Raw genomic sequence first — 14,969 nt, forward strand, 5'->3', positions numbered from 1 at the left:
CGACTCCTTTTTTCTATCCTTTATTAACTGTTTCATCGTATCATGTCTAAAAACAGTTGTAAACAACTCATAAATTGGTGTTTTATTTTCTTTTCCTGTAAAATATGTATCAATCATATTCCGGAAGGAGGAGCTCATATTGAAACGCTTCATCATCATTTGTTCTCTCATATTTTTAACTAGTTGTTCAACAAATTTTAATCCATCTCATTACAGCGTTGGAGATGAATATGAGCTCATTAATGTTTCAGGCAATGCACTAGAACTTTTTCCTAAAGCAGACGCTTTATACGCCTCCCAATATATCCCACCAGAAATTGCGGAAATTGCCTGGAACGACACCTATATTTTAGCAAAGCAGATAGAAAAAATAGATGATCCTAATAACCCTGATGCTTCTGTTACGAATGAAACGACAGAAAATTATTGGATTATCGATTTAAAAAATAACCGCAGATTTGGTCCCTATACAAAAAAACAATTCGAAGAACAAAAACAAGAATTTCGTATCCCTAAACAAGTTCAATTACAAAATGTAAAAACTTACTTTACAAAAGAAAAGCAACCATCTTAAAAAAAGGTCAAATGAAACATTTCATCTGACCTTTTCCTCTGTATTTTCTTTATAAAACAACATTCTATAAACAATGGTTCCAAACATAATACAAAATAACAACAGTAATGCCTGTTGAATTAATACAAGATGCAGTTGTAAAATGGTTTGAACATTATCATGATAGTTATAGTATCCCCATCCATATAAAAAGACGAATACGACTATAAGTATATAGATTTTATATTTATAGAAATAATGTGCAATACCCATTCCAAATCCAAATAGTACTCCTATATATATAATTTCATATAGAAGATGAATAAGTGATAGTTGCTCGATTCGTTGTAACATATATAATAATCCTATTTGAAAGCAAACAGCTATAACAAACCCGACCAAAACCGTGAACACTCTCACGGATTGTCTCTCCTTTCATTCTATTCACTTCATTATATTATATTCACGAAGTGATAAAACGAGCAGGCCATTGCCGGGAATTGCTATTACATGAAAAGAGTTTGTATATCTTTCCAACCGTACGCAATTTCTTTTACGCGTAATTCTTCAATTTCTTTCTCATTTAAAAAAGAAGCTTGTAACGCTTCATAAAAATATTTAGACGGATTGTTTGCTACTACCCAAACAAGCATAGAACAGTATCCGTTCTTATATAAATCTGCTGCCACTGCTTTTATCAATCTTTTCCCAAGTTGGTTACGCTGATATGCCCGTAAAATATATATCGCATATAACTCTCCGTCATACTCATATATACCAGTTCGCTCTTTCCCGCCATCTGCAAAACCAACTATTTTCCCGTCAATTGTCTTGGCGACATAAACATGTGACTGCTGCTTCTGTAATATTTGTTTCCACAACACTTCTCGTTTCTCATACGATTTTTTATCTAACACTTCTTTTGGCATAATGCCTTCATATGTTTCTCTCCAACTATCAACATGAACACGTGCAATTTCTTTTGCGTCATGTAGATTTGCTTTGACAATATACATGACGTTTACTTCTCTCTCCTTTGATTATACTCTATATGTTCTTTTTTCATCGTTATAACAGCCCCGCAATTCTTACATACTTCCACTTCTGCTGTCATTTCTGCAAGCGGAACAATATAACTTCCAACATTACTTTCTATATAAGGTGACATAGTGCCTTTTTCTACTTCTTTATTACCACATATGTAGCATCCCTTCTTCATTTTCATTTCCCTCCTAAACGCTATATATGTATAAATTCTCTACAAAACGACATATTTCCTGTCCTACTAGCAATGAAGAAAAAACCATTTCACTATTATAGTGAAATGGTAAACGTTTGTGGTTCTGCTATTTTCTCATGGGTACCGCCTATTGCAAGTACATCTGTTATAAAAGAAACTGTATTTACTTTTTCATGATTATCACTTAGTAAAAGTCCAATTAATCCTTCTCTTGTTTCTCCAGAACTATAATCCTCTCTCGATACACTTTTTGTACCAACAAGCGTATCTTCTGCATATAAGAAGTTTTTCGTTGGCACATGAAATTGTTGTGTTTCATTTACAGTTACATCATTCATAGAAAAGAACTGCATTTCTTTATCGCCAGTATTTTCAACCTTATATGTAATTTCAACATATTTAGCAGTATCACCAATATCTTGTCCACTTAATGAAGCATACCATTCTGCCTCTGCTTGGTCCATTGTCTTACCTAAACGACTTTGTACTTCTTCTGGACTTAATTTTGTATACATTTTCAGCGTCTCTTTTGTTTCATCTTCCATATTCGATAGTGTAATAACTCTCACATTTTCTACATAGATTTTCATCGTTCCAACTGTAAATGTTTCATTTACATGTTTGATTTGTTCTAATTTTAGAGTACCCCAATTTTTTTCTTTGATTTCTTGCCCAACTTTTGTTAATTGTATACCGCCGTACTCATTCGTTTCTGGAATGGCCTGTTTCTTCGGCTGTTTCACTTTTTCTTGGTGAGTACAACCACTTAAAACAATAACAAAACTACACAAAATACAAAATACGTTCCATATTTTCATTATCTTTCTCCTTCTATACTTTAAAACAACGATTGAATTACTTTTATATTAATTATTTTTTCTATGAATATAAAGTAAAGTTTCTTTCAATTTTTGTTAATATATAAATACAAATAAAAAAACAACATAGATAACCCTTTCTTTTTAAATAGATGAGAGCATTTAGCCATGCTTAGAAAGTTTCCTGTCATATGCAAGAAAGAGGAAAGTGAGTACATACCATGTTTTAATCTGCACAGTAGCGACTTATATGTTGAAAAATCAAAATGGATTTATATATTTTGAAGCGAGGTTCTTATATTGAAAGAGAAACGATCCTTTTTACAAACAATTTTATTAAAAAAAGATAAAGTCCCATCATTTTCTATGTATCCCTTTTCCTTACCTATTGTTCGTTCACTACAAGCTTTATCCTTTCATCCAAAGGTTACCTATATTATAGGAGAAAACGGAACAGGGAAATCCACATTATTAGAAGCAATTGCCACTGCATGGGGATTCAATCCAGAGGGAGGGACGAAAAATTTTCGTTTTTCTACAAACGCTTCTCATTCAGACTTACATAAATACCTCACACTTGTAAAAGGTTTACAAAAACCAATAGATGGATTTTTTCTTCGTGCAGAATCTTTTTATAATGTTGCATCTTATATTGATGAAATTGATGCTATTCGCTCTTATGGGGGTACTTCCCTGCACGAACAGTCCCACGGTGAATCATTCTTCTCTGTATTTATGAACCGCTTTTCTGGTAACGGACTATATATTTTAGATGAACCTGAAGCCGCCCTATCACCGATGCGCCAACTTTCTATGTTAATTCGAATGCACGAACTCATTGATGAAGGGGCACAGTTCATTATAGCTACGCATTCTCCGATTTTAATGGGATATCCAGATGCAACTATGTATTCCTTACATCAGGAAAAGATACAAGAAATTACGTTAGAAGAAACAGAACATTATCAAACAATGAAACTCTTCTTTGAAGATCGTGAAAGGCTATTCCATCATCTATTCCGTCCATAAACAAAACCAGCCAGTGAGTACACTGGCTGGTTTTGTTTCTTATAATGCTTCTATAAATAACGCTGCTCCCATGCCGCCGCCGACGCAAAGAGAAGCAATACCCTTTTCTAGTCCTTGTCTTCTTAATTCATGAATCAAGCTTACCGTAATGCGTGCTCCTGTACATCCAATTGGATGTCCAAGACTGATTCCACTACCATTTACATTCACTTTTTCACGATTTAAGCCTAACTCTTTTTCTACTGCTAAATATTGCGCAGCAAATGCTTCATTAATTTCAAACAAATCCGCATCATTTACTGACCAATTTATATTTTCCAGTCCTTTTCGAATCGCTGGAGCTGGACCGATTCCCATAATTTTAGGATCTACCCCGGCCATAGAGTATCCAACGATTCTCGCTAACGGTTGCAGTCCTTTTTCCTTCGCTTTTTCTTCGCTCATTAATACTAACGCTGCACTTCCGTCATTAATACCCGATGCATTTCCTGCAGTTACTGTTCCACCCTTACGAAAAGCTGCTTTTAAACCTGAAAGTTTTTCTAACGTAATATCTGCACGAGGGTGTTCATCTTTAGAAACAACAATTTCTTTTCTACGTTCTTTTATCGTAATCGGTACAATTTGCTCGTCAAAATAGCCCGCTTCGATTGCATGAAGAGCACGTTGATGGCTTAACACCGCTACTTCATCCTGTTCTTCACGAGTAATTTCATATTGCTCAGCGAGGTTTTCTGCAGTTTCACCCATCATAATATGATGAATTGGATCTTCTAGTACCTCCCATACCATATCACGAATTTCTCCGTGTTGTATTCGTTGTCCCCAGCGGTTCTCCTTTAATACATATGGACTAGAGCTCATCGCTTCTACTCCTCCTGCAACAACAACATCACTTACACCTAATTGAATTTGCATCGCTGCTGAAATTAACGCCTGCATACCTGAAGCACATTGACGCTGAATTGTGTAACCTGTAACTGTATCAGGAAATCCCGCCATAAGCGCTGCTGTTCTTGCTGTATTTGCCTCATCTGTTCGTTGAATACAGTGACCTAAAATCACTTCATCTACTTCATGCGGTAAAACACCGCCTCTTTTTACAGCTTCCTGCAATACAGGAACCATTAGTTCAGTCGGTTTTACAGTTTTGAAAGCTCCTCCAAATGTTCCAATTGGTGAACGAACTGCAGCTGTAATGACTACATTGCGCATCGTGTACTTTCCCCTCTCTTATGTACCCTGATAAGTTTTTGGATGGAATACCATAAGATGTATGTCTATATCTATTATATTATTAAGTAACTAAAAAATCAAAATATTTAATATAATAAAAATAGAAAGAAGGTTCATTCTTCTCTCTACTCTGTTAATGCCAATAAAAATTTTTGAAGGATTTTTTCTGTTGTTGTATTTAATTTTGGTAATTTATCAATTGGAAAATATTGAATGTCCAACCCTTCTTCATCGCATTCTATTTCACCATATACGTGATGTGCTTGAAATACATTGATTACATTATAAATTTCGTCTCCATGCGGATAACGATAATATAATTCCTGTCCAGAGAGCACACCAAGAAATTGTAAGAAATCTGCTTTTAAACCTGTTTCTTCTCTTAATTCTCTCTCTGCTGTTTCTTCAATTGTTTCTCCTAGCTCCATTGCTCCCCCTGGCAATCCCCAATCATATGTATCAGAACGAAGTTGTAATAATACTTCATTCTTTTCATTTAAAACAATAATTGCTGATCCTACTATAATAAGTGGTTTTGTTCCAACTAATTCCCTTAGTTCCTGTATATACCCCATTATATAACTCCCCTTTCTTTTCCTCTCCTATCATAGCAAAATTCCTTCTTTATTTGTTTGATGCATATAAAAATATTTCATAAACAAAAAAAGAAGCTAATTCACATTAGCTCCTTCCTTATTTATTATTTAGCCCACGCGGCTCTCATATTTTACTTCTTCAAATGCTCTTTCAATTTCTTCATCTCGGTAATGTACGTATGTAAAACGTCCTAATTCTATTAAACGTGCGATTTCACGCAATGCTTTTGCTTGTTCATACTCTTGTTTTATGGAGATATGAACATAAAACTTCATAAGTGGACGCTCATACAAAGGTTCACCTACTTCCACATATACATTTTCTACCCCTTGTACAACTTGAGCATAACTTGCAAATTGATAAATAGCTTCACGATCTGAAACAATTTTAAATGTATACATGTTTTTTCCCCCTTTTCTTTTTACTATAACAAAAAATGAATATATAAACGTGTCGAAGTGTGACTATTTTCTGACTTCTTTTAAATAATTTTTTTCTCGGCTAACACACAGCTGCTAATAATCCATCAGCGGGAGGCTTACTGCTCATGAATAGCGGGATAAAGTGAAACTTCCATCATGGGGTTTTCCTCATCCCCTACCTATCTTCTTTGCTTTTCTCCGAATCTTGAGATGGGGTTCTTACTGCCAACGAATAGCGGGATAAAATGAATCCCATCAGTGAAGAGGTGAACAAATGACTTCAAAGGAAGTACTCATAATTGCTGCGCTTCTAATCATCTTATTACATACAATCACATTGCTAAAAAAATCCGGCAACCTGAACACTACATATACATACCTTGGTACTGTAATTTCCCACAAATCACCCTAATGCAAATATAATAATTTCTTATCAACTTATGTTGTGACACGATAAAAAACTATACTAAATGATAGTTCATTTGTCCATGCACATTCTCTATTTTTACATAAAGTATTGATATAGACATTTTCTATAGTTTATAAAGGAGAGGGTATTGTTGTGTTTTTATTATTATGATCGTTATCGAAGAAAATCCCAGTATACTGAAAACCGATCTGAGAGCCGATCTGAGAACCGATCTGAATCTGGATCTGGTGGATCTGATGGATCTGGATATGGATCTGGATCTGACTCACAAGAAGAAATTACAAAAAAACATACACACAATCACAATGTTGCTCAGATTTCAGATAGTGGAAATTCCCGCGTAAGTTTAAATGTAGACTCTGATTTGGATTCTGAAACAGCTTCTTCGAATCAGCAGTCTACTGATGTAGAACTGGAGCAGGGTCAGGGTCAATCACAAGAACAATCACAAGGACAAGGACAACCACAAGGACAAGGGCAACCACAAGGACAAGGGCAACCACAAGGGCAAGGACAATCACAAGGACAAGGACAGTTGAATACAGATGTTACAAACCAACTATTAGCGGCTTTGCTACCATTTTTAACAAATGCATTAAGTAATGCCGCTCAACCCCCACAAAATTACGCAAATCAAAATTATCCGAATCAGAATTACCCAGATCAAAATTACCAAAATCAGAATTACCCAAATCAGAATTACCCAAATCAAAATTACCAAAATCAGAATTACCAAAATCAGAATTACCCAAATCAGAATTACCCAAATCAAAATTACCAAAATCAAAATTACCAAAATCAAAATTACCAAAATCAAAATTATCCAAATCAAAATTATCCAAATCAAAATCATCAAAATCAAAATCATCAAAATCAGAATTATCCAAATCAAAATTATCAAAATCAAAATTACAATAATCGAGACATATACGATTAGGCTACTAAAACGTAGCCTATTTTTGTAAGGAGGTTTTATCATGTTACCAAAAAACGGCTCAAATATTTCAAACAGCGGAAACTCTCATGTTAATGTAAACGTAAACGTCGATACAAGCTCCATTGCCTATGCGATGATGTGCTATTGGCACACGAGCGGTATGATTACGGATGAACAATTTACTCATATCCTGACAAATTTCAGCAATTTGCTCAACAAAGATGATGATATGTTACCGCACCTTTTATCAAATAAAGAATATTCCCCATACAAGATGCGCTCACAAAATACTGTAGATACATTAAAAACATTTATCCCTCCTTTTTTCAATCGATAAATATAATTTCTTTTTATCTCTTCCTAAAAATTCACTATATTTGAGGTGTCCCATATGTATCCTTATGTTAACATATGTATTTGCATTGCCCCTGGAGCGAATATTGATGAAGACCGGATTGCTAGGGATATTACAATTGCTGAATATATTTGGCATCCTATTGTATTTCAAATTGAAGATATCAGCACGTTAGATGAAGCATATCGTTTTAATGACGGCGAAATTAGTTACATGTCTTCACTAAAATCACAACCAAAGTTGACTTCCTTATTTGCTGAATGTACCGAACGTGCATCGCAAAGTGATATTTATATTTGTTATATCGGTAGTGATTATTTTCAAGAACACTCTGTTATCGCTTGTGCCTATTCTTTATCAACTAATAAACAAATTAAAGGTTACATTATATTAACAAACTCCGCTTCAGCTTGGAAGAACATGTACACACTTGCACATGAAATTGGTCACATTTTATTCACGCGCCGTGTACAGGACAAGCTTACAAATGCAGATCCCGAATGCCCAAACGGTTCCGAGCACCATCCTTCTCCCACAAACCTTATGTATTACATCATTCCTACTCCTTATAAATCACAAATAGATTCCTTATTAACAAATACCCAAAGAGAATTATCTTTAAAAAGCCCCTTATTGCGCAAAGAAAAAAAGTAACCGTTACAGTTACTTCTATATATATAAATTTAAAAAACTATTTTTAGGAGGACGAGAGCATCTGGCCGCACATAGAAACGGTCAGGGCCTTTTCCTACCACATACAAGGTTTAAAACAAAAGGAGAAAACGAGTACAGGTCATGTTGTATTCTGCATAGCAGCGACCTATATGTTGAAAAATCATCATGAATTTATATGAGTACTTCCTCTCTTCTACCCCAAAAGATTTTATATCTTCTTTTATTCCTTTTACCGTTAAATACGCTCCTTTATCTTCTAGAAATTACTTTGATTGTTTTGAAAGCATCTAACTCTCTCCTATCTTAACTATCTCTGTACAATATTTTGTCGTTTGGAATCCCACATCATAAGCAGTACTAAACTTCCATACAACAAAACTGGTTCTAAAGATCCCCAAGCCGTATTATTAATTTTAAAATACTCAAATATAAACATAATAGAAAGCACAACAAATAATGTTAATATCCCCATCCAGCTATTTAAACGAAAATTAATGATTATAGCTGCTGCAAATAATAAAAAACCAAGAACATAGCTTTGAGCCGAAGATAAAGAGAAAAATGGTGTACCATACTTTTTATCTAATAGCATTAATCCAACAAGTAACACCATTGGAATGATGGCCATTACCACATATATAATGGAAAACTCTCTCAATTTACTTTGAAAACTGGAGCTTCGAAAAGTAAAAATCATACCTGCTATCATCAAAAATAAAATGATAGGATACCCAATTAAACTAATAAGCGATACAGTGAATGGCTTCTCTGCATTTCGAAATACGAGAGCCGGAATCATCCAATAAGCCACTGTTCCAATTGCTAAAGAAATAAGTAAATTCCAATTTTCTTTCTTATCAACTTCCATCTCTTCAGCCAATTCTTCTGCATATTCTTTCGGCGAGTCTCCAAAAATATCCGTTACCGTCTTTCCTTCTTTTTCTCCGTCTATTAAATGAAGCTCAGCGTCCTCTATAAAATTATTTATATCATTTTCTTTTATTCCTTTTGTTAATAAATATACTTTCATATCAATCAAAAACTTTTCGCCCTCTTTAGAAACGTTCATATGTAACCTCCTCGTCTAGATTACTTATTTTTGCTTTACTTTCATTGTTTCGGCGTTAGAAATACAAAATTCACCGTCTGCTTTCCTTTCCCTCTAACAACCGCTGCACACTACTTTGCATCGCTTCCCATCTTTCCATGAAATCATCTAATGCATCTTCACCTTTTTCTGTTAATGTATAATATTTTCGTTTTGGGCCAGATGGCGACTCCTTCATCGTACTTGTAATCAATCCTTCTTTTTGCATGCGAATTAGTAACGGATAAATACTTCCTTCACTTGCCATTGTAAAACCGTACTGTGCCAGTTTTTCACTCATTTCGTATCCGTATATTTCTCCTTCAGAAATAATAGCAAGCAAGCATCCTTCTAAAATACCTTTTAGCATTTGACTCGTCGACATTATTCAAATCCCCCTTCTATCTTGTTTTACAAGATAGATAAGTGTAAGTATCTTGCTTTACCAAGTAGTATAGCAAACAGTATTTTGCTTTACAAGATAGCTTGAGCATTTTTTCCAAAAGATTGCAGGATTTCCATCCTTATTTCTCTAAATAGAGCACTAGAGCTAACTATATTTATGAAGGAGATGGAATCGAAAATGTTTATAAATCGCGTTGTATTTTTAACAGGTGCTGCAAGCGGAATTGGATACGAAATGGGAAAAGCCTTTGCAAAAGAAGGCGCAACTGTAATGATTACAGATCGTTTAGAAGACAAGGCACAAAAGGCAGCGAAACAATTACAAAATGAAGGATATAAAGTGTTTGGAATGCAATGTGATGTAACAGTAGAACAAGAGATTGTACAAGCTATTTCTGAAACAGTTACACGTTTTGGTTCACTTGATATATTAATTAATAACGCAGGCATGCAATACGTTTCCCAAATTGAAGATTTTCCAACTGAAAAGTTTGAAATGCTTATTAAGATTATGCAAATTGCACCGTTTATTGCGATAAAACATGCCTTTCCTATTATGAAAAAACAAAAATACGGACGCATCATTAATATAGCTTCTATTAATGGTCTTGTTGGCTTTGCTGGCAAATCTGCATATAATAGTGCCAAACACGGAGTAATTGGGCTCACAAAAGTAGCAGCATTAGAAGGTGCCGAACATAATATTACAGTAAATGCACTTTGTCCTGGTTACGTTGATACACCTCTTGTTCGCAATCAACTTCAAGATTTAGCGATAACAAGAGATGTCCCGCTTGAACATGTATTAGAAGATGTAATTTACCCGCTTGTACCACAAAGGCGATTGCTCAGCGTGGAAGAAATTTCAGACTACGCCTTATTTTTGGCAAGTGAAAAAGCGAAAGGCATTACAGGACAAGCTGTTGTCATTGATGGTGGTTATACCGCACAATAAAATTCAGCATCTTTTTCTTCTATTATATATACAAAAACGGATTGTGCCTTTACCACACAATCCGTTTTCATCACATATTTTATCCCGCTACTTTTGGACAGTAAGACCCCCACTGATGGAAGTTTCACTTTATTTTGGAGCTTCATATCTTTGCATCTGCTTTGGTAACTTCTCAATCGCGACAATAACGCCATCTAACTTACTTTCAATTCTATGCAGTAAGTATAGCGTAACGACAATCGGAAAGCCAACATTGCCAATAACCGATATCCATTCCTCCATAGTCTCTCCTCCCTTCTTATTATAGGTAAGTGAGACTCCAAAAAAGTGGTAAATAAAAACAAGACAAATCATTTCAGCTTATTTTTCCGAATATCTTCAATTGTAGTTAATGCCTTATATTCAACAATAGTCGACAACTTCGTTTCATTCAAAAGAGCGATGGAATCTCCCTTCCAACTAATAGAACGAGGTACTGCTATGCTTATACTCACGCTTTTACTTCCTTCCCCAAAACAATAGAATCAAATAAGATATGGAACAAACGAGCATCTGCATTTTCTGTTTTATGTAGAAGTAATTTTCTTCCTAACTGTAATGCATGCCTTTTTGCTTGTAATCGTGTTTCTTTATGAGAAATCTCATCTAAATCTGCAACATGCGCTAATCCAATTGTACGGCGAATGACCTCACATCCTGCAAATCCAACTGCATCAGTGAAAATATTGTTCAGTACAATTGGTAGCCATTGCTTTTCTCTCGTATACGGTTCTACGCCTTCGAGCATCCATAACCTTGTAAATGTTTCTACGAAAACACTCCATGTTTGCTCAATATGATAAAATAATACGCTGCGTTTGTTTTCTTCACGCGACAGTGCATTTAATAATAAATTCGCAATAAATTGACCTAGATCAAACCCTAACGGACCAAATGTCGCAAATTCTGGATCAATCACTTTCGTTTCTGAAGATGATGAAAATATACTTCCCGTATGTAAATCACCGTGAATTAATGATTCTTTTCGCGTCAAAAACTTATACTTACACTGCGCTACTTGTAGCTTCAAGTTTTTATCACACCAAAGTTCGTCAACAACACCCTGTAATTCTTCTTCATACTCATTTGTTTCATAGTTTGCAAATGGATCAGTAAATACAAGGTCCTCTGTAATCTTACATAAATCAGGGTTTACAAACTGACTATCTAGCACTCTCTTTTCTTCTGCTTGTATTCCAAAATCGGATGTGTAAAAAAGAACATGAGCTAAAAAACGCCCGATATGTTTGGATAATAGGGGATAGTCTTCCCCGTTTATCAATCCTTTTCTCGTTATCGTTAAAGCTGATAAATCTTCTATAGCACTAATCGCTAATGTTTCATCGTGCCCATATACTTTCGGTACATACTCTGGTACGTATTTTGCAAAAATTTGCAATGCATCACTTTCAATGGTTGCACGGCGTAAAGATAGCGGCCAACTTTCTCCTACTACCTTTGCGTATGGAAGAGCTTGCTTAAGAATCAATCCCTTCTTCCCATCACGTAAACGAAACACATAATTTAAATTCCCATCACCAATTTCTTCACAAGTGACAACTGCCTTTTCTGAAAAATAACCATTTTCTTTCGCATATGTAACGGCTGTTTCTTCTGTTAATTGTTTGTATCCCATTTTGATTCCCCCTAAATATATTGGGGTTTTTCATCATAAAAAACCCCTTTCGATGACGAAAGAGGTTTGAAGATTCACTTCTCCCCTCTTATCTATCAGAAAGTCTCTCTTTCTGTTGGAATTAGCACCGTGCCTTACTAGGCGCGAACTGTGCGCCCCATTTCACAATGGTATTACGGTCGGTTGCTGGGTTTCATCGGGCCAAATCCCTCCACCTGCTCTTGATAAGAGTATATAGTTGTCTAAATTTTTCAGTTTCTGTTGTTGACTATACCAAGAATAAAAATTACTTGTCAATACTTTTTTACTTATACAATTCTGAACGGCGATCAAAAAAAACAGGAATCCCTTTACGCACTTCAGCAACCTTCTTTACATCTAACGTTCCATGCAAGATCATTTCTGTTTCATCTGCCTCATTGACGACTTCTCCCCAAGGATCAATAATAAGCGAATGCCCTGCAAATACATTATTTAGATCACGTCCGGCACGATTGCACGCTACAACATAACATTGATTTTCAATTGCCCTTGCTTGAAGTAATAACCGCCAATGTGCTAGGCGAACAAGTGGCCACTCTGCTACAACGAATAATACTGTTGCCCCATGTGCAGCATGAACACGTATCCATTCTGGAAAACGAATATCATAGCAAATTGTTCCTGCGCACGGTATATCCTCTAATAGAAAATGCCCAGTTTCATTTCCAGCAATTAAATATTTATGCTCATCCATCAGTTGAAACAAATGAACTTTACTATACTCAGCCACAATTTCTCCGCTTCGATTACTAATATACATTGTATTTGTAACACCTTTCTCTGTTTGCTTAGCAATCGATCCTCCAACAATATTTACACAATTTTGCTTACTCCACTTCGATAATAGTTGTTTCGTGTATTCCCCATCTGGATCAGCAATTTCAGCAAGCCGATCTAAGTCATAACCTGTTGTCCATAGCTCTGGTAATACAATAACATCTGGCTTTTCCTTCATTGCTTCGTTTATTTTTTTCTCAGCGTGTTCTATATTTTTCTCTACATCACCAAAAGTGATATCCATTTGAATACAAGCAATTTTCATAGATTTCTCCCTACTCCCTTTTATTTTTTTCCTTTACAAAAAGTTGAAAAGATTATATCATTTGTCACTATAATTGCAACAATTTTCAAAAGAGGTGGAAAGTATGAAACATTTTCAACCTTCTGAGGTATTAACATCACTACCAACACAATTTTTTGCTACGCTTGTCACAAAAGTCAACAAAGCCGTGCAAGCTGGGCATGATGTTATTAACTTAGGACAAGGAAATCCAGATCAGCCAACACCAACGCATATCGTAACGGCACTACAGCGTGCAGCAGAACAGCCAATTCATCATAAATATCCGCCATTTCGCGGACATGAAAGCTTAAAAGAAGCTGTCGCTACGTTTTATGAGCGTGAATACGGTGTACAGTTAAATCCCAAAACCGAAGTAGCTGTTTTATTTGGCGGGAAAGCCGGATTAGTTGAGCTACCGCTTTGTTTTACAAATCCAGGCGATACAATTCTCGTTCCTGATCCTGGTTATCCAGATTATTTATCAGGTGTTGCCTTAGCGAAAACAAAGTTTTCAACAATGCCATTATTAGCAGAAAATCGATTTTTACCTGATTATACAAAGATTGATAAACAAACTGCTGAACAAGCAAAATTAATGTTTTTAAACTATCCAAATAATCCAACCGGAGCTGTTGCAACAACAGAATTCTTTGAGGAAACTGTATCATATGCAAACAAACATGACATTTTAGTTTGTCATGATTTCGCATATGGTGCTATCGGTTTTGATACCAAAAAACCAATTAGTTTCTTACAAGTGGATGGAGCAAAAGATGTTGGCATTGAAATTTATACGTTATCAAAAACATATAATATGGCAGGATGGCGCATTGCATTTGCCGTTGGGAATGAAAGTGTCATCGAAACGATCAACTTATTACAAGATCATATGTACGTCAGTATTTTTGGTGCCGTGCAAGAAGCTGCTTGCGAAGCTTTATTAAGTCCGCAAACTTGCGTAGATGAACTAGTAGAACGCTATGAATCTCGAAGAAATGCTTTAATTGCCGCTTGTCGTTCTATCGGCTGGAATGTTGTTGCACCAAAAGGATCTTTTTTCGCATGGCTTCCTGTTCCAGATGGATATACGTCAGAGCAATTTGCTGATGTACTATTAACGCAAGCACACGTTGCCGTCGCACCAGGTATCGGATTTGGTGAACACGGAGAAGGTTATATTCGCGTTGGTTTATTACATACAGAAGAACGCCTTCGAGAAGCAGTTCATAGAATTGATCAATTAAAAATTTTCAAAAAAATATTGACAACATAAAAATTCTCTGTCAAAATTCAGTTATCAAAAAAAATTAAAGCATTTCCAAATACTTCTTATCAAGAGCAGGTGGAGGGACGAGCCCGATGAAACCCGGCAACCGATCTACTTTATGTAGGCACGGTGCTAATTCTCGCAGCATTACGCTGACAGATAAGGAGCTGGTTGTAAAAAACC

The 14,969-nt window shown here is 35.5% G+C and carries 19 protein-coding genes, 1 pseudogene and 2 riboswitches; of the genes and pseudogenes, 7 read left to right on the forward strand and 13 right to left on the reverse strand.

Annotated elements, in window-relative coordinates; all coding sequences use genetic code 11:
• The first annotated feature begins 139 nt into the window (after positions 1 to 139).
• Positions 140 to 574 (forward strand): DUF3997 domain-containing protein, encoded by a 435-nt coding sequence (locus tag WAX78_RS06225; protein ID WP_336481437.1) that lies wholly within the window; start codon positions 140 to 142, stop codon positions 572 to 574.
• A 21-nt stretch (positions 575 to 595) separates the two neighbouring features.
• Here WAX78_RS06225 and WAX78_RS06230 read toward each other — a convergent pair whose 3' ends face one another.
• The 4 genes from WAX78_RS06230 to WAX78_RS06245 form a co-directional block, all read right to left on the reverse strand.
• Positions 596 to 973, reverse strand: a complete 378-nt coding sequence (locus WAX78_RS06230; protein WP_336481438.1) for a hypothetical protein — start codon at positions 971 to 973, stop codon at positions 596 to 598.
• 86 nt (positions 974 to 1,059) lie between these two features.
• The gene (locus WAX78_RS06235; RefSeq protein WP_336481439.1) at positions 1,060 to 1,569 is read right to left on the reverse strand and encodes a GNAT family N-acetyltransferase; all 510 of its coding nucleotides are present in this window, start codon (positions 1,567 to 1,569) and stop codon (positions 1,060 to 1,062) included.
• A gap of 5 nt (positions 1,570 to 1,574) precedes the next feature.
• A complete protein-coding gene (locus WAX78_RS06240; protein ID WP_336481440.1) occupies positions 1,575 to 1,772 on the reverse strand; it encodes a hypothetical protein in 198 nt (65 codons plus the stop codon).
• A 95-nt stretch (positions 1,773 to 1,867) separates the two neighbouring features.
• Positions 1,868 to 2,614 (reverse strand): hypothetical protein, encoded by a 747-nt coding sequence (locus WAX78_RS06245; protein WP_413789178.1) that lies wholly within the window; start codon positions 2,612 to 2,614, stop codon positions 1,868 to 1,870.
• A 363-nt stretch (positions 2,615 to 2,977) separates the two neighbouring features.
• Here WAX78_RS06245 and WAX78_RS06250 point away from each other — a divergent pair, with 363 nt between their 5' ends.
• A complete protein-coding gene (locus WAX78_RS06250; RefSeq protein WP_336481999.1) occupies positions 2,978 to 3,640 on the forward strand; it encodes an AAA family ATPase in 663 nt (220 codons plus the stop codon).
• 39 nt (positions 3,641 to 3,679) lie between these two features.
• On the opposite strand, the gene WAX78_RS06255 is transcribed toward WAX78_RS06250, so the two are convergent.
• The 3 genes from WAX78_RS06255 to WAX78_RS06265 form a co-directional block, all read right to left on the reverse strand.
• Positions 3,680 to 4,855, reverse strand: coding sequence for an acetyl-CoA C-acetyltransferase (locus tag WAX78_RS06255; RefSeq protein ID WP_336481442.1), 1,176 nt, complete (start codon positions 4,853 to 4,855; stop codon positions 3,680 to 3,682).
• Between the two features lie 146 nt (positions 4,856 to 5,001).
• Positions 5,002 to 5,451: an NUDIX hydrolase gene (locus WAX78_RS06260; RefSeq protein ID WP_336481443.1), complete on the reverse strand. Its 450-nt coding sequence runs from the start codon at positions 5,449 to 5,451 to the stop codon at positions 5,002 to 5,004.
• A gap of 129 nt (positions 5,452 to 5,580) precedes the next feature.
• Positions 5,581 to 5,874, reverse strand: coding sequence for a DUF3928 family protein (locus tag WAX78_RS06265; protein ID WP_336481444.1), 294 nt, complete (start codon positions 5,872 to 5,874; stop codon positions 5,581 to 5,583).
• A 581-nt stretch (positions 5,875 to 6,455) separates the two neighbouring features.
• Here WAX78_RS06265 and WAX78_RS06270 point away from each other — a divergent pair.
• Genes WAX78_RS06270 through WAX78_RS06280 form a run of 3 tightly spaced genes read left to right on the forward strand, consistent with a single transcriptional unit; the run spans position 6,456 to position 8,271 of the window.
• Positions 6,456 to 7,262 (forward strand): hypothetical protein, encoded by an 807-nt coding sequence (locus WAX78_RS06270; RefSeq protein ID WP_336481445.1) that lies wholly within the window; start codon positions 6,456 to 6,458, stop codon positions 7,260 to 7,262.
• Between the two features lie 40 nt (positions 7,263 to 7,302).
• Complete coding sequence (locus WAX78_RS06275; RefSeq protein ID WP_336481446.1) at positions 7,303 to 7,599, forward strand: hypothetical protein; 297 nt, start codon at positions 7,303 to 7,305, stop codon at positions 7,597 to 7,599.
• A 54-nt stretch (positions 7,600 to 7,653) separates the two neighbouring features.
• Complete coding sequence (locus WAX78_RS06280) at positions 7,654 to 8,271, forward strand: ImmA/IrrE family metallo-endopeptidase (RefSeq protein ID WP_336481447.1); 618 nt, start codon at positions 7,654 to 7,656, stop codon at positions 8,269 to 8,271.
• 328 nt (positions 8,272 to 8,599) lie between these two features.
• Here the strand turns inward: WAX78_RS06280 and WAX78_RS06285 are convergent, their stop codons facing one another.
• The gene (locus tag WAX78_RS06285) at positions 8,600 to 9,361 is read right to left on the reverse strand and encodes a DUF1129 domain-containing protein (protein ID WP_336481448.1); all 762 of its coding nucleotides are present in this window, start codon (positions 9,359 to 9,361) and stop codon (positions 8,600 to 8,602) included.
• Positions 9,362 to 9,431: 70 nt separating this feature from the next.
• Positions 9,432 to 9,764 carry a PadR family transcriptional regulator gene (locus WAX78_RS06290; RefSeq protein ID WP_230573308.1) on the reverse strand — a complete coding sequence of 111 codons (333 nt, stop codon included), beginning with the start codon at positions 9,762 to 9,764 and terminating at the stop codon, positions 9,432 to 9,434.
• Between the two features lie 198 nt (positions 9,765 to 9,962).
• Here WAX78_RS06290 and WAX78_RS06295 point away from each other — a divergent pair, with 198 nt between their 5' ends.
• On the forward strand, positions 9,963 to 10,739 hold the full coding sequence (locus tag WAX78_RS06295) for a 3-hydroxybutyrate dehydrogenase (protein ID WP_336481449.1): 777 nt from the start codon (positions 9,963 to 9,965) through the stop codon (positions 10,737 to 10,739).
• A 129-nt stretch (positions 10,740 to 10,868) separates the two neighbouring features.
• Here WAX78_RS06295 and WAX78_RS06300 read toward each other — a convergent pair whose 3' ends face one another.
• The 4 genes and pseudogenes from WAX78_RS06300 to WAX78_RS06315 form a co-directional block, all read right to left on the reverse strand.
• On the reverse strand, positions 10,869 to 11,021 hold the full coding sequence (locus WAX78_RS06300; RefSeq protein ID WP_336481450.1) for a YvrJ family protein: 153 nt from the start codon (positions 11,019 to 11,021) through the stop codon (positions 10,869 to 10,871).
• 80 nt (positions 11,022 to 11,101) lie between these two features.
• Positions 11,102 to 11,233: pseudogene (gene mtnA / locus WAX78_RS06305) on the reverse strand (S-methyl-5-thioribose-1-phosphate isomerase); the annotation flags it as partial.
• The gene (gene mtnK, locus WAX78_RS06310) at positions 11,230 to 12,414 is read right to left on the reverse strand and encodes an S-methyl-5-thioribose kinase (RefSeq protein ID WP_336481451.1); all 1,185 of its coding nucleotides are present in this window, start codon (positions 12,412 to 12,414) and stop codon (positions 11,230 to 11,232) included. The pseudogene mtnA and the gene mtnK, both read right to left, overlap by 4 nt.
• Positions 12,415 to 12,499: 85 nt before the next feature.
• Positions 12,500 to 12,645: riboswitch (SAM riboswitch) on the reverse strand.
• Between the two features lie 73 nt (positions 12,646 to 12,718).
• A complete protein-coding gene (locus tag WAX78_RS06315) occupies positions 12,719 to 13,498 on the reverse strand; it encodes a carbon-nitrogen family hydrolase (protein ID WP_336481452.1) in 780 nt (259 codons plus the stop codon).
• A gap of 103 nt (positions 13,499 to 13,601) precedes the next feature.
• Between WAX78_RS06315 and WAX78_RS06320 the strand changes: the two genes are divergently transcribed.
• The gene (locus WAX78_RS06320) at positions 13,602 to 14,792 is read left to right on the forward strand and encodes a pyridoxal phosphate-dependent aminotransferase (RefSeq protein WP_336481453.1); all 1,191 of its coding nucleotides are present in this window, start codon (positions 13,602 to 13,604) and stop codon (positions 14,790 to 14,792) included.
• Positions 14,793 to 14,845: 53 nt separating this feature from the next.
• Positions 14,846 to 14,952, forward strand: a riboswitch (SAM riboswitch).
• The last annotated feature ends 17 nt before the right edge of the window (positions 14,953 to 14,969 follow it).

It is taken from the genome of Bacillus yunxiaonensis (assembly GCF_037104695.1).
In the GTDB taxonomy this organism is placed as follows: Bacteria; Bacillota; Bacilli; order Bacillales; family Bacillaceae_G; genus Bacillus_A; species Bacillus_A yunxiaonensis.

Excerpts from the sequence above, each read along its gene's own strand:
- WAX78_RS06235 (WP_336481439.1), bottom strand. The coding sequence starts at position 1,569 with ATGTATATTGTCAAAGCAAATCTACATGACGCAAAAGAAATTGCACGT.
- WAX78_RS06240 (WP_336481440.1), bottom strand. The coding sequence starts at position 1,772 with ATGAAGAAGGGATGCTACATATGTGGTAATAAAGAAGTAGAAAAAGGC.
- WAX78_RS06250 (WP_336481999.1), top strand. The coding sequence starts at position 2,978 with ATGTATCCCTTTTCCTTACCTATTGTTCGTTCACTACAAGCTTTATCC.
- WAX78_RS06255 (WP_336481442.1), bottom strand. The coding sequence starts at position 4,855 with ATGCGCAATGTAGTCATTACAGCTGCAGTTCGTTCACCAATTGGAACA.
- WAX78_RS06260 (WP_336481443.1), bottom strand. The coding sequence starts at position 5,451 with ATGGGGTATATACAGGAACTAAGGGAATTAGTTGGAACAAAACCACTT.
- WAX78_RS06265 (WP_336481444.1), bottom strand. The coding sequence starts at position 5,874 with ATGTATACATTTAAAATTGTTTCAGATCGTGAAGCTATTTATCAATTT.
- WAX78_RS06275 (WP_336481446.1), top strand. The coding sequence starts at position 7,303 with ATGTTACCAAAAAACGGCTCAAATATTTCAAACAGCGGAAACTCTCAT.
- WAX78_RS06280 (WP_336481447.1), top strand. The coding sequence starts at position 7,654 with ATGTATCCTTATGTTAACATATGTATTTGCATTGCCCCTGGAGCGAAT.
- WAX78_RS06285 (WP_336481448.1), bottom strand. The coding sequence starts at position 9,361 with ATGAACGTTTCTAAAGAGGGCGAAAAGTTTTTGATTGATATGAAAGTA.
- WAX78_RS06290 (WP_230573308.1), bottom strand. The coding sequence starts at position 9,764 with ATGTCGACGAGTCAAATGCTAAAAGGTATTTTAGAAGGATGCTTGCTT.
- WAX78_RS06295 (WP_336481449.1), top strand. The coding sequence starts at position 9,963 with ATGTTTATAAATCGCGTTGTATTTTTAACAGGTGCTGCAAGCGGAATT.
- WAX78_RS06300 (WP_336481450.1), bottom strand. The coding sequence starts at position 11,021 with ATGGAGGAATGGATATCGGTTATTGGCAATGTTGGCTTTCCGATTGTC.
- mtnK (WP_336481451.1), bottom strand. The coding sequence starts at position 12,414 with ATGGGATACAAACAATTAACAGAAGAAACAGCCGTTACATATGCGAAA.
- WAX78_RS06315 (WP_336481452.1), bottom strand. The coding sequence starts at position 13,498 with ATGAAAATTGCTTGTATTCAAATGGATATCACTTTTGGTGATGTAGAG.
- WAX78_RS06320 (WP_336481453.1), top strand. The coding sequence starts at position 13,602 with ATGAAACATTTTCAACCTTCTGAGGTATTAACATCACTACCAACACAA.